The following is a 13,228-nucleotide window of genomic DNA, read 5'->3' on the forward strand; positions in this document are numbered from 1 at the left end:
TCGTGGAGGAGGTCACGGACGAGGGTGCGTGGATCAGGATCCGGGCACCTACCAAAGCAGAGACGATCCCCTGGCCGGACTGCGGCGCAGCCGCTGGCCGTATACACAGCCGAAACTGTCCGCCGCGCGCTGCCCGACGCCGTGCAGGTCGCCGACCGCTGGCACCTGTGGCACAACCTCGGCAAGGCCGTGGTGGCTGGCATGGTGCGCGAGCCCGGCCACCGACACGGGCAGCACGCCGAGCGCGAAGAACCCGAGGATCAGCAGGATCACGCCGATGGCACCGCTGAACCCATGCCCGGGAGCGGCCAGCTCGTACATGGCGGCGAGGGTGCCCAGCGACAGGAACAGAAACGCCAGCGTCGGGTCGGCGAGCACGCCCAACAGCCGGCGCGCCCACCCGGGCTTGTACTCGGTGACCGCCGCATCGGCGGTCCGCAACGTCACCGTGCTGCTGTCGGCGAGGGTGACCGTGCGGCCGTCGAGCGACTTCAGCAGCGCCACGTGGTCCGAGGCGATCAGGTCCACCGCGCCGAGGCGCACAGCCTCGGTCGCGGGCACGGCTCGGCCCTGGCACACCGTGTCGATCGCGAATCCGGTGTCTCTGCTGCGCTGGGCCGCCACCGATTCGGCGAAGGCGGCGGCATCGATGATGACCTTGTCGCTGGCCTTCTGCCCGGTCTGCGCATCGACGGGGGTAGCCGCGCCGATGGTGCTTCCGGGAGCCATGGCCGCGACGTGGGCGGCGAACGTGATGAGCGCCCGGGCCGCCTCCACATCCAGGGTCGAACGTGGCAATCCGGCGCTATGGCAGCGGCAAGGGACGTCGGCGACGCCCGCCCCGTGGGCCGATGCGGCACCGCTCAGCACGTTGCGCGGGCTCTTTGAGCCCGTGTCGGCGGTTCGGCGCGCACTTGGTCGATCACGCTGGCCGAGCCAGGGCCTTGCCGCAATTCGTGGCATGGCGGAGCAGCGCCGCGTCGAGCAGCCGGAGCCGGCCGATCCGGTCCGGGCACTCAGCCGGCCACCCGGTGCTCGTACTGGCAGCAGGCTGCCGGATCTGGCGCGGGTCAGGCGACGAGCAAGCCCAGGCGCCGGCGTGCCTTGTCCGCGTCCTGCAGACCCAGTTCCTCCAGGATCGCCAGCGCCGCCTGCCATGCCGCCACGGCCTCATGCGCAGATCCCGCCGCATGATGGCAGTCCCCGGCGTGCAGGAGCACGTCGGCGCATCCCGGGCGGTCCCCGATCTCCTCGAACAGCCGGTGCGCGGCGGCCAGGCTCGCCGAGGCCCGCGCGTGCTCGCCCAGCCGCAGTTGGATGACGCCCAGACTGTCGAGCGTGGCGGCCTCACCCCGGCGGTCGCCGAGCTGCCGCAGCAGTGCCAGGGCCCGCTGCCCGTAGGTGACACCCTGCTCGAACCGTTCCATGGCGGCGAGCTGGACACAGATCATGTTCAGTGCGTTGGCGAGGCCGGCCTGGTGGCCGGCGCGCTCGTAGTACGCCGCGCCGCGCTCGGCGTGGTCCATCGCCCGGTCCGGGTGGCCGCTCTGCTCGTCGACCTGAGCCAGGTCCAGTTCGAGATGGCCGAGCGCGGCGAGTTCGCCGAGCTCGGTGAACAGTTCGACGGCCCGGCACAGGGCCAGCCGTGCGGCGTCACCGTGGCCGAGCCACGTCAGCGCCCGCCCGTACCCGCGCTGGCTGTGCGCGAGCCCGACCGGGTCTTGTGCGCGCTGTGCGGCACGCAGCGCCTTGTCCTGCACGTCGACCCAGTCCTGCCAGCGCCCGGTGCGGTCCTGGTAGGTGGTCAGCGCCCAGCCCAGCTGCCACAGGTACGGGTCGTCGGCGATGTCGACCATCGCCAGCAGCACCGGATATTCGACCCCGAACCATGCCAGGGCCTCCCGGTGCCCGGCCAGTGTTTCCCCGGCGGTGCCGGCGGCCAGCGTGATCGGATCCCGGCGGGGCGCTAGCAGCAGTGCGGCGCCGGCCGCGGTGTGCAGGTAATGGCCGGACAGGCGCCCGGCGGCCGCGGCGCACCCGTCGTCGCCTTCGTCGGCCCGCACCAGCTCGTGTGCGTACTCCCGCAGGAGGTCGTGCAGGCGGAACCGGCCGGGTGCCGGTTCCTCCAGCAGGTGCGCGCCGGCCAGCTCGCGCAGCTGGCGGCGGGCCGGCGCCGGGGGTGTCGCGGCGAGTGCCGCGGCGGCGGCGACGGAGATCTCCGGGCCGGGGTGCAGCGCGAGCCGCCGGAACATCCGGGCGCTGTCCGGGCCCAGGTCGCGGTAGGAGTGTGCGAACACGGAGCGGACGTCGGCGGTCGGGTCGCCGACTTCCAGTGCGGACAGGGTGCCGTGTGCTCCGTGTAGTTCGGCGGCCAGCGCGGCCAGCGCGAACCCCGGGTGCGCCGCGGCGCGGGCGGCGACGACGGCGAGCGCGAGCGGCAGCCGCCCGCAGCGTTCGACGATTTCCGCGGTCGCGTGCTCTTCTCCGGCCACCCGGCGCGCGCCCAACCGGGCCGAAAGGAAGGAGCGGGCGTCGTCGGCGTCGAACACCGCGAGGTCGAGCGGGTGCGCGCCTTCGGTCGCGACCAGCCCGGTGAGCCGGTCGCGGCTGGTTACCAGCACGGTGCAGCCCGGTGCGCCGGGCAGGACGGGCCGCACCTGTTCGGCGTCGCGGGCGTTGTCGAGCACGATGAGCATCCGCCGGCCGGCCAGCAGGCTGCGATACCGGGCGACCTGGGCGTGCGCGGTCGACGGGAGCTGACCGCCGGGTTGCAGCGCCTCCAGGAAGAGGCGCACCACCTCGTCGGCGGTCGCGGCGGGGCGGCCGGGATCGAAGCCGCGCAGGTCGACGTACAGCTGCCCATCGGGAAACGACGACTGCACGGTATGGGCCCAGTGGACTGCCAGCGTCGATTTGCCGACGCCGGCCATGCCCGAGATCGCGCAGATCAGCGGCGTGGCGCCGGCCCAGTCGGCGAGCAGCCGGTCCAGTGCGGCGAGGTCGGCCGCGCGGCCGGTGAACCCGTGCCGTGCGGGTGGCAGTTGCTGCGGGACCGGCGGCCGCGACCCGGCGGTCTCGCTGAGCAGGTCGCGGTACACCCGCTGCAGCTCGGGTGCCGGATCGACGCCGAGCTCCTCGCGCAGCCTGCGCCGCAGCGTGTGGAAAGCGGCGAGCGCAGCGGCGCGCTGCCCGGTGCCGGCCAGCGCCGTGATCAGGCGCTGCCACAGGGCTTCGTCGAAGGGGTCGGCCTCGGCGAGGGGGTGCAGGGCCGCCAGCGCGTCGTCGTGCGGTGCGCCCGCGTCGGCGTATTCGATGACGCAGGCGCGCCGGTCGCGCGCAAGCGCGATGAGCGCCGGATGGCTGTGCAGCCCCGGCAGGTCGGCCAGGGGCTCGCCGCGCCACAGCGCGACGGCTGCCCGGTAGTGCGGCACCGCCGCCTCCGGCCGACCGTCGGTCACCAGCTCGCGTGCGCGGCTCAGGGACCGGCGGAAGTCCAGCAGGTCGAGCTGGTCGGCGGTCGCGTCCAGCCGGTATCCGCCACCGGCCGCGACGATCCGCGCCGAGGACGGCCCCAGCCGCGCCCGGAGCCGGGACACGTGCGTCGTCAGCAGTTGCGCCCCGTTCGGGGTGCCCCACAGCAGATCGACGAGCTCATCTGCGGAGACCGCCAGGTTGGGTGACAGCGCGAGCAAGCCCAGCAGCTCCCGCCGCTTGGGTGAGCCCAGGTCGACCGCGGACGGGGCGGCCGTGACCAGCAGCGGTCCCAGGACGTGTATCCGCAGGCCGGTGGCGTCGGTGTCGTCATGGGCCAGCCCGACCAGGGTGGCGATCTGCGCCGCGGACAGATCCAGCGCCGCGGCCAGCCTGCGCAGCGTGCCCGGCCGGGGACGGCGCACCCGGCCCTGTTCGAGATCACGCAGTCCGGCCAGGCCCGTGCCGGCACGGATGGCGAGTTCGGACTGGCTGAGCCCGGCACGCCGGCGGCGCTCGCGGATGTACCGGCCCACCGCAGACGGCCCGTCCTGCACTCGCCCTCCCCGGTCATGCCCGTACCGAACCCGTACCAGCCGACCGCGACCGTGCCGTCCATTAGGGCGATGTCCCCTCGGCTGTCCGTCGGCAGCGTGCCGACTATATGACAGCGCCGCCGAGCAGTCTTTCGTGATCACCCCGTGCGGGGCAAGAAGGGATTCCACATGAGACTGAGTACATGGCGGCGGTGGCGCCTGCCCGGCGCCGGCGTGGCGGCCGCCGCCGTACTGGCGCTGACCGTCGGATTCGGCGGGCAGCAGCAGGTGCAGTACGACGCCCAGCCCGAGTCGGTCGCGCACAGCAAGGAGATGTACATCTTCAGCAGCGTCGACAGCATGGTCGCGACCTCGCACCTGGTCGTCTACGGCACCGTCACCGCGGTCGGGCAGGGCCGGTTCACCGGCGCGGACGAGGACGGCACGACGACCAGCCAGGTCCGGCTGCGCAGCGTGACGATCGACGTCTGGGACGTGATGCACAACCCGAAGCTCTCGCTCGTGCCGCCGAGCATCGTGCTGGAGGAGGAGGGCTGGGACTCGCAGGGCCGCGGCTACATCGTCAACGGCGTCGCGTGGAGCCAGGTCGGCGACACCGGATACTTCTTCCTGCGCCGCGCCGTCGGCAACGCCAACGCGTACGAGCTGACCAGCTCCGACGGCCGGGTGCTCGCCAAGGACGGGGCGCTGCAGCCGAGCAACACCGACCGTGACCTGGCCGGGCAGATCGCCGCGATCCAGCCCGACATGTTCGCGGTCAAGGTCTACAACGCCAGCCAGTCCTATGCCGCCGGCACGCTCGGCGCGGCCGGCACGATCGGCGACCAGCCCGAATCCGTGGAAGGACCAGGCGAATGAGAAGAACCGTCATCGCCGTCGCGGCCGCGATCCTGATGGTCGCCGTCGCTGCGAGCCCGGCCTCGGCCGGCCACGGCAACAAGGCCAACGCCGGGCCGCCGGACAACGCCCAGCAGGACGTCCAGTCGAACTCGCTGACCACGGCGGGCAAGGCGGCCGTCGCGCAAGGCCGGGCGCAACTGGACCGGACGGACATCACCACCAGCGTCGGCGGATCCGACATCCACGTCTACGACGCGTCCTACTCCTCGTCCTGGTACGGCCAGACCTCGTGCACCGACCGCAACTGGCTCAACGGCAAGTGCGACCACATGGACGTCAAGTTCAACACCAGGACGATGAGCGGCAAGAGCACCGGCTACTGGCAGAGCCTGGGCTGCCACGAACTCGGGCACACGGGCGGGCTCGGGCACCGGTCGCACAGCTCCGACAGCAACGACAACTCCTGCATGCGCGAGGAGATCTGGCCCAGATACTTCGACACCCATGACATCGATGCCGTCAACCAGTACGTCTAGGCGCCTGCTCGTGGGCGCGACAGCAACGGTGCTCGCCGCGGTCGGTGCCTGGCTGCTGTGGCCGGAGGACCTGCCGACGCAGTGGCCGGACAAGGCCAGCTTCTGCGCCAACGCGAGCCTGTTCGAGGTGTCGCGGCAAGACCAGATCAGCGGCGAGCAACGCCTCGACGCCGCCCGCGCCATGGAGAAGTCCTCGCCGCCGGCGCTGCGCGACGAGATGCACGTGCTCGTCGACGATCTGGTCCCCGAGTCCGAGCCGCACTCACACGTCTCGGCCGAGGAGTTCCAGGAGATCACGGTCAAGGTGGGCGAGTTCGTCGAACGCGCCTGCGGGGTCAACCTCCCCAGCATCCGCACCTAGCGAGCACGGGCGGTCCGGCACTCCCGGGCCGCCCGCTGGACCGCCCAGCCTCTCGGCGCCGGGTCATCGCCGCGGACCTGCGCCGACACCACCCGAGACCGGCCACTTGACTTGCGTGAGCCGTATGTGGCAGGGGCAGGTACGCCGTGCGGACAGATGCCCAGGTCAGCGAATTGACGGTGCTGTCATACTCGGTCCCGTGAACAAGGCCGACCACTCGCTGCTCTTCACGCACGCACCGCTGACAGGCGACCTCGACAGCCCCTGGCGCCTCACCGTCGGTGCGCTGATCGCGCTGCTGACGGTACTGGCGAGTCTGGTGGTCGTGCCGTTCGTCGTCTACGACGACGTGATTACGCAAGCACGTGGGGTGCTCACGACCGGCACGGTGAGCGCCGTCTCGACGCGCGACCGTAATGATGTGACCGTGCGGCTGCCGGCCCTCGACGGGCGGGAGGTCGAGGTGAACCTGAACCGAAAGCGTCCGGTTCGTGTCGGCGACCGGATCGAGGTGCGTTACGACCCGAAAGACCTGGATCGTGTTCGACCCGCGTCGGCTGGGCGCATGTGGGCCACCATCTTCGGCGCGGTCTGCGGCATCGTCGTCTTGCTCGGTTACGCGTGGCGCGACATGACACTGCACCGGCGGATCGGCGACGCTGTCAACCAGCCATACCGCGAGAGCGACTTCGTGCGCTGACGCCCGGTCCGCGGATCGCATTCGGCGGGCCGCTGCCTCGCTCTCGATCGTTTCCGGGAGTGACGTTGTCGTGCCCGATCGTGCCCGATGCTGCGGTCAGCCAGGGTGCCAGCGGCGTCTGCCTCACTCTGAGCCGCAAGAGCGTAGACACAATGAACTTGCACCAGATCCGCAGCGCCGCTCACCATGTCTACTGCCGGCCCGGCAGCGGGTTGGAAGGCTTCATCCGCACCCACCTGCCAGCGCGGCGGTGACCCCTCCCTTGCCGGTCATCCGCCGGTCGGCGGCTGCCGCGGCTGGACCGCCTCCCACCGATTCACACTTCTGGGCTATGACCGGTCGGCTGTGCCGACCATAGTCACTGTCGCCCAGCGGCACTCACCGTCGCCGGGCAGCCTTCAGGGCTGCCCGGCGACGGTGGCTATGCGGCGCTTTCGCTCAGCCGGTGCAACCGGGGACGCTGTTTGGCGGGGCGCAGTTGTTCGGCGTGTTGCGCTTGACCACGGTGTTGTCCAGCGTGACGGTGCCGGATGTTTCGAAGATGCCGCCGCCGTCGCCCGCGCTGTTGCCGATGACGGTGCTCCGTTTCAGGGTCGTCAAGCCCACGTCGGTGAAGACGCCGCCTCCCCGGGCGGTACCGCCTCCCGGGGCGGTGGCGGTGTTCTTGCTGATGTGCGACTGCTCGATCGTCAGCGTGCCGCCGGATGGGTTGGCGGCGCCGCCGCCTAGGGCGGTGCCGCCGCCGGGGGCGCTGGCGGTGTTGCCGTGCACCGCGCTGCTGATCAGCGTGACCTGGCCGGTGGGGCCGAGGGTGAGCCCGCCGCCGTGGACGGTGCCGCCATCGGGGGCGGTGGCGTGGTTGTCGATGATGCGGGTGCGGGTCAGGGTCATCGTGCGGTTGGTCGTGGTTCCGCCACCGGTGGCGAGGCCGCCCGGGGCGCTGGCGGTGTTGTCGCGGATGACTGTGTCGATCACGGTCATCGTGGCCGGCGGTGCGGCGTTGTTCACCAGAGCGCCGCGCGCGGTGCCGCCTGGGGCGCTGGCCTGGTTATGACTGATGACGGTGTTTTTGATCAAAGTGTTGGCGAAAGCGGCGATGCCTGGTGCCTCCGCGAGGCTGCCGGTGTCCGCGGTGGCCCGAACGGTGTTGTGGTGCACGCGGCTGCGGTCGACCGTCAATGGACCGTCGTTGACGATCCCGCCGCCCGTGACAGCGAACGGGGTGCCGGGGCCGGTGTACTCGGCGGTGTTGCCGCTGACTTCGGTGTCGCACACGGCCGCCGTGCCGCTGTTGTCGATGCCGCCGCCCTGGGCGAAGATATCGGACGTCGAAATGTTGTTGATCACCCGACTGCGGTTCACCGTCATCTTGCCGTTGTTGAGGATGCCGCCACCGCACGTCCCCTCTCCGGGGAAGAGAGGGCAGTCCAATGTCGTCGCCCTGCCGCCGCTGATGGTGATCTTGTTGAGGGTCAGGGTGCCAGTGCTGTCCACGAAGAGGATGCGGAACGCGGGGGCTGACGAGTCCCGTGTGATCGTCGCGTCGCGGCCTTCGATCGTGATGTCGCTGGTGATGATCGGCAGACCGTTGGGGGCGTTGCCTGCGTCCGGCGCTGTCAGCTTGTAGGTGCACCTTCGGGCCAAGTGGAGGATGTCGGCCCCTGGTGAACTGTTGGCCTTCTTGATCGCCTCGATCAGGGCCTGAGCCGAACACGGCACGCTGTAGTTCACGTGATCGCCGCGGCCGCGGCCGCGGTCGTCGCCCTCGGCGCCTGTCACCTTGTCGCCCCTGAACCCTCCATTTCCGACCTGGCCGCAGAGAAGGCCGCTGACACCCGCAGTACCGCCGAGTGTGCCCGAGCTGGCGTTCGTCGCCGGCGAACATGGCGATCCGTGCTCGGGCCTGTAGCCGGCGCTTGCCGGCCCGGCGACGGCGAGTCCCGCGGTGGTGGTGAATGCCAACATCGACATCCACGCCGCGCTACCCCGGCGGGCTTTGACGAGTGTTGCCGCCCATTTCCCTTGGCGCATGCTTTCCTCCATGTCGCGCTCAGCCACCTGTTGCGGAGGTGGTGACGGTTGCGTCCGCGCCGCTGAATTTACGCAGGCCTCAGGAGTATTAGCCCCAAAAAAGCCATCATGAGCGAATTTATAGGTTTGGGTTGAAGTGCTGGATGGACGTCGACCACCGGCTGGCCAGCTTCCGCGACCGGCGACCGCCCACACCCTGCTCACCGCGAGCTGGCACATCCTCGACCGCCAGACGACCTACCACGACCTCGGCGCCGACCATTTCCTCAACCACGTCGACCCCGACCGCCGACGCCGCCGCGCCATCGCCCAGCTCGAGCACCTCGGCTACACAGTCACGATCAACCCCGCAACGGCCTGACCGGCACCTCGCTCACATTTTCGAGTCAACGCTCTCAGCGGTGCCCCACCCGAAGCACAAATGATCACCTAAGTAGATGAGAGGTCCACCCAGCGTTCCGATGTGAATCGCCGCGATCGGCGAATACCAGCGTGGCGAAGCGTTCTCCCATGCGTTGATGGGTGGCGGCGTCGGGGTGCAACTGGTCCGGCAGTGGGAGCTCGGCGAAGTCGTCCTCGCCGTACAGGTCGAGCCCGTCCAGGTGTGAAGGTGGGGATCGCTTACGGCGCGTTGCGTCACGATACGGGCCAGTTCTTTGCGGATCACCCGCAACGTCAGCTTCCCGGCGGCGTGTTCGGCGGGATCGCCGGTTGCCGTGAACCTGACCTGCCCGTCGCGCAGGGCGTCGAGGTCGAAGGCGCCGGGACCGGGCGTGTCCTCGTGGATCGGGCAATAGATCGGGGAGACGACCAGCAGGGGAGTGGTGGGGTGCCCGTCTCGGATGGTGTCGAGGAAACCGTGCACGGCTGGTGTGAAGGCGCGCAGGCGCATCAGGTCAGTGTTCACCAGGTTGATGCCGATCTTGACACTGATCAGGTCGGCCGCAGTGTCTCGCAGGGTGCGGGCGGTGAACAGGTCGAGCAGTGCGCTGCCGCCGAGACCCAGGTTGATCAGCTCCACACCGCCGCGTGCGGCGGCGAGCGCCGGCCAGGTGGTGGACGGGCTCGCGGCGTCGGAGCCGTGGCTGATCGAACTGCCGTGGTGCAGCCACACCTTCCGGCCGTCACCGGTGGAGGGCGCGACCGGGGCTTTGGTGCGCAGGGCGACGAGTTCGGTGGCCTCGTTGTGCGGCAACCAGATCTCGATGTCCGTGACGGTGTCCGGCAAGCCGGTGAAGGACACGGTGCCCATGGGTCCGGCCAGGTGCTCAGTGGTTCCGGTGGCCATGTCGATGCGCAGGGTGTTGCCGCCGGGCACGCTGCCCTGGTCGGTGAGGCGGCCGTCGATGAGCAGGTCGTAGACGCCGTGCGGGCGGGGCGGCAGCCCGGCGTAGGTCCGTCGGGTGGCCAGGGCGTCGAGCTCGACGGCCGTGGCGCGGGTGCGGAAGCTGATCCGTACGCCGGAGGGCTGAGCCTCGACCCACGTGGCCGTCGGCATCCCGCTGACAGTGCTCACCGCCGTCGGGCAGATGACATCGGTGCTCCTGCTGACCCTGCCGCTCCTGCTCGGCGCCGCGACGGCCATCTGCCCGCATACCAGGCGATCGTCCCCGACGTCGTGCCGTCAGGGCTCATCCCGAACGCCGCATCCCGAACGCCGCATCCCTGAGCTCGATCCCGGTGAACACCGCCCGAGCGATCGGGCCCGCACTCGCCGGGGCACTCATCTCTAAACCTGCATGGCCGGTGACACGAGTTCAGGGACGCCGCCTCGCGATCTCCGCGACGGCTCCAACGGCGCATGGCGGGGGCCGTTCACGGGCCACAAGCCCGGATGAGACGGGTCACCGAAGGTCACTCAGGCCAGTCGCCCCTGCGAACCCAGCTCCCGGCCCGAAGGTGGCCACGAAGCGTGTCTCGGGTCTGACATCAGCGCGCGGTAGAAGGCGAGGTGACGGTGAGCCGCCTCGGCCCATGTGTGCCGTGCGGCAAACTGCCGACCCGCGGCCCGCAGGGCTGGGTCGTCTTCGGCGAGCACCGCGGCAAGCTCGGTGGCGAAGGTCGCCGCGTCGCCGGCGAAGCGGGCGACCGGGGCGAAGACCTCTCGCAGGACCGGCAGGTCGCGTACCACCAACGGCACCCCGGCGGCGAGGGCTTCCATCGCCGCCAAGCCGAAGCCCTCCTTGAGGGATGGGAAGGCGAATGCCCCGGCCGCGGCGACCAGCGCCGGCAGATCATTGTCTGGCACCGCGCCGAGGACGACCGGCGCGATGCCCAATTCGACGGCGCGCGCGTCCCAGCGCGCCCGGTAGTCGCGGTAGTCGAACAAGGTCTCGCCGCCGGCGATGACCAGTCGCACGTCGGGCATTTCGGTGCGCAGCAGTGCGTACGCGTCGAGCAGGTCCAGCGATCCCTTGCGCGGCTCGATGCCGCCGACGCTGAGCACGTAGCGGCCCAGCTGTGCCCGCCAGTCGGCGCGCTCGGTCGCGTCGGTCGTAGCGAACCGTTCGTAGGCGACACCGTTCGCGATGACGTCGGCTTTGATGCCCCAGCCGTGGGCGAGTTCTGCGGCGACGGCTGATGAGACGCAGATGTGAGCGTACGGCCGAATAATCGCCTTTTCGTGGCAGTCGGCCAGCTCCGGGGTGGTGAAGTGGTCGATGTGGTGGACGGTGCGTACGCACCGGTCGACCGCGTTGGCGCTGATGCAGTCCTGGGCGTGCACGATGTCGTACGGCGAGGGGTCGAACGCGTCGCGCAGCACGGCGATCGAACGCAGGATCCTCGTGCCGACCGTCTCGTCCTGTGGGCCGTCCGGGAACGGCACGATCCGCTGGCGTACGGCCGGGTCGAGTGGCCGGTAGAAGCCGGCGTCGCCGCCGCGGCCCAGGGTCCACACAGTCACGTCCTGACCCGCAGCGGCCAGGGCTTCAGCGAGGGCGAGCGTGTGGACCACACCGCCGCGTGGCTTGGTGGAGTAGCTGAGCAGCGCGATCCTCACGGGCTGCTCCGGTAGGCGTCGAACCTCAGTTCGCCCAGGTGCCGCAGGACGCGGCGGGCACGCTCGATCTCGGCGGCGACCTCGATGCCCGCGACCGCCAGGCCGGCCTTGCCGAAGGTCCGGGCGAGAATGTCCCCGCCGGGGCCGACCACTTTGGACTTGCCGAGGAACCGCATTCCGCCCATCGCTCCGGTCTGGTTGGACGATGCGAGCACGACCTGGTTCTCCGCGGCGCGGGACTGGTCGTAAAGGTCGAACAGCCGGGCCTGGCGGTCCTGGGCCATGCGCGGGGCACGGTTGGTGATGCTGGCCGGCCAGGCGGACAAGCAGGCCAGGATTTCCGCACCGTCGAGGGCGAGGCTGCGGGCCGACTCCGGGAACGTCTTGTCGTAGTCGATGAGCATGCCGACGCGGCCTACCGGGGTGTCGAAGGCGTCGAAGCTGTTGCCGGGCGTGTAGGCAGCGACCTCACCGGCGGGAAGGTGGACTTTGCGATGCCGGCCGAGAACGCCGTCGCCGTTGACGCACACCGCCGCGTTGTACCGGATGTCTCCGTCGGCTTCGCAGTACCCGAAGCAGACGGTCATCTCGGCAGCCAGCCGGGCGACCTCGAAGATGATCGGGTCGTCGGGCTTGAGCGCGGGCGGCAACGCGTCGGGATCCGGGTGGCGCAGATCGGCGAGGTACCCACCCAGTGCCGCGTCAGGCAGGACGAGCAGCCCGGCGCCCTGGCTGCGGGCGTCGTCGATCAGCTTGCCGATCCGCGCGACGTCGAAGTCCAGGTTACGGCCGAAGTGCGCGGCCGCGGCCGCGATGCGGACCGTACTCATGCGCCGGCAGCTCCCACCGCGTACGTGTATGCGTCCGGTCGCCGGTCGCGAAGGTGCCCCATCGACCGGCGAGCTGTGTCCAGCGCGTCAGCCACGTCGAGTTCGGCGATGGCCATACCGGCCAGCACCCCGGTCTCAGCCAGGATGTCGCCGCCCGGGTCGACGACCTTGGCGCTGCCGACGAAGCGTAGCGACCCGAAGGACCCGGCCTGATTGGCAGACAACCACACCATCTGGTTCTCCAGCGCGCGGGCACGATCGAACAGGTCGAAGCGGCGCTTCCAGCGGTCCTCGGCCAGGTCTGCTGCCTGGTTGGTCCGGGAGCCCGGCCAGGCCGAGACACAGACGCCGATCTGCGCCCCGTCCAGGGCCACGGCGCGCGCGGACTCGGGGAACGCCTTGTCGTAACAGATCATCATGCCGATCCGGCCGACCGGGGTGTCGAAGGCATGGAACCGGTCGCCCGAGGCGTAGCTGGCGTTCTCGTTCAGCGGCTGGTGCACCTTGCGGTGGTTGCCGAGCACACCGTCACCGCTCACGCAGACCACGCTGTTGTACCGCGTGTTGTCCGCCGCCTCGCAGTACCCTGCGACCACGGTCATCTCCCCGGCGAGCGAGATCAGGCGGCGGATCTCGGGGCCGTCCAGAGCCAGGGCAGGCGGGCCCGCGTCCAGCTCGGTGGCGCCGTCGAGGCTGAGCAGGTAGCCACCCAGGCACGCCTCGGGCAGGGCCAGCAGCTGAACACCCTGTGCGCGCGCCGCGACGATCAGCCGCTCGACGGTACGGAAGTCCACGTCGAGGTCACGGCCGAACTCGTCGGCGACGGCGGCCATACGCAGGACGGTCATCTGATACCTCCGTGGATTCTCCGGCCTTCAGGCCGGAGAGGAAACGGAACTCC

At 70.4% G+C, this 13,228-nt stretch carries 11 protein-coding genes and 1 pseudogene; 5 read left to right on the top strand and 7 right to left on the bottom strand.

Annotated features, from left to right (window positions below):
- Window positions 1-222: 222 nt before the first annotated feature.
- Together HAV39_RS24000 and HAV39_RS24005 are read right to left on the bottom strand one after the other, a co-directional pair.
- A pseudogene (locus HAV39_RS24000) lies at window positions 223-1,158 on the bottom strand (NfeD family protein); the annotation flags it as partial.
- Window positions 1,071-4,028 (bottom strand): BTAD domain-containing putative transcriptional regulator, encoded by a 2,958-nt coding sequence (locus tag HAV39_RS24005; protein ID WP_191841411.1) that lies wholly within the window; start codon window positions 4,026-4,028, stop codon window positions 1,071-1,073. The gene HAV39_RS24005 and the pseudogene HAV39_RS24000, both read right to left, overlap by 88 nt.
- A gap of 168 nt (window positions 4,029-4,196) precedes the next feature.
- On the opposite strand from HAV39_RS24005, the gene HAV39_RS24010 reads away from it, so the two are divergent.
- The 4 genes from HAV39_RS24010 to HAV39_RS24025 all read left to right on the top strand — a co-directional run bounded on the left by HAV39_RS24010 (window position 4,197) and on the right by HAV39_RS24025 (window position 6,465).
- Entirely contained in the window at window positions 4,197-4,886 is a 690-nt protein-coding gene (locus tag HAV39_RS24010) for a hypothetical protein (protein WP_191841412.1), read from the top strand.
- The gene (locus tag HAV39_RS24015; protein WP_191841413.1) at window positions 4,883-5,404 is read left to right on the top strand and encodes a hypothetical protein; all 522 of its coding nucleotides are present in this window, start codon (window positions 4,883-4,885) and stop codon (window positions 5,402-5,404) included. The genes HAV39_RS24010 and HAV39_RS24015 overlap by 4 nt, the downstream gene beginning before the upstream one ends.
- A gap of 10 nt (window positions 5,405-5,414) precedes the next feature.
- Entirely contained in the window at window positions 5,415-5,765 is a 351-nt protein-coding gene (locus HAV39_RS24020) for a hypothetical protein (RefSeq protein ID WP_191841414.1), read from the top strand.
- A gap of 199 nt (window positions 5,766-5,964) precedes the next feature.
- A complete protein-coding gene (locus HAV39_RS24025) occupies window positions 5,965-6,465 on the top strand; it encodes a DUF3592 domain-containing protein (protein WP_191841415.1) in 501 nt (166 codons plus the stop codon).
- Between the two features lie 438 nt (window positions 6,466-6,903).
- Here the strand turns inward: HAV39_RS24025 and HAV39_RS24030 are convergent, their stop codons facing one another.
- Window positions 6,904-8,523 carry a hypothetical protein gene (locus HAV39_RS24030; protein WP_191841416.1) on the bottom strand — a complete coding sequence of 540 codons (1,620 nt, stop codon included), beginning with the start codon at window positions 8,521-8,523 and terminating at the stop codon, window positions 6,904-6,906.
- A 109-nt stretch (window positions 8,524-8,632) separates the two neighbouring features.
- Between HAV39_RS24030 and HAV39_RS24035 the strand changes: the two genes are divergently transcribed.
- Window positions 8,633-8,857, top strand: coding sequence for a hypothetical protein (locus HAV39_RS24035; RefSeq protein ID WP_191841417.1), 225 nt, complete (start codon window positions 8,633-8,635; stop codon window positions 8,855-8,857).
- Between the two features lie 12 nt (window positions 8,858-8,869).
- Here the strand turns inward: HAV39_RS24035 and HAV39_RS24040 are convergent, their stop codons facing one another.
- The 4 genes from HAV39_RS24040 to HAV39_RS24055 form a co-directional block, all read right to left on the bottom strand.
- On the bottom strand, window positions 8,870-9,994 hold the full coding sequence (locus HAV39_RS24040; RefSeq protein WP_239120972.1) for an SGNH/GDSL hydrolase family protein: 1,125 nt from the start codon (window positions 9,992-9,994) through the stop codon (window positions 8,870-8,872).
- Between the two features lie 360 nt (window positions 9,995-10,354).
- Entirely contained in the window at window positions 10,355-11,497 is a 1,143-nt protein-coding gene (locus HAV39_RS24045) for an MSMEG_0565 family glycosyltransferase (RefSeq protein ID WP_191841418.1), read from the bottom strand.
- Window positions 11,494-12,327, bottom strand: coding sequence for a carbon-nitrogen hydrolase family protein (locus tag HAV39_RS24050; RefSeq protein WP_191841419.1), 834 nt, complete (start codon window positions 12,325-12,327; stop codon window positions 11,494-11,496). Before HAV39_RS24050 ends, HAV39_RS24045 begins: the two co-directional genes overlap by 4 nt.
- The gene (locus tag HAV39_RS24055) at window positions 12,324-13,175 is read right to left on the bottom strand and encodes a carbon-nitrogen hydrolase family protein (protein ID WP_191841420.1); all 852 of its coding nucleotides are present in this window, start codon (window positions 13,173-13,175) and stop codon (window positions 12,324-12,326) included. The genes HAV39_RS24050 and HAV39_RS24055 overlap by 4 nt, the downstream gene beginning before the upstream one ends.
- Between the last annotated feature and the right edge of the window lie 53 nt (window positions 13,176-13,228).

The organism is Catellatospora chokoriensis (assembly GCF_011297315.1).
In the GTDB taxonomy this organism is placed as follows: domain Bacteria; phylum Actinomycetota; class Actinomycetes; order Mycobacteriales; family Micromonosporaceae; genus Catellatospora; species Catellatospora citrea.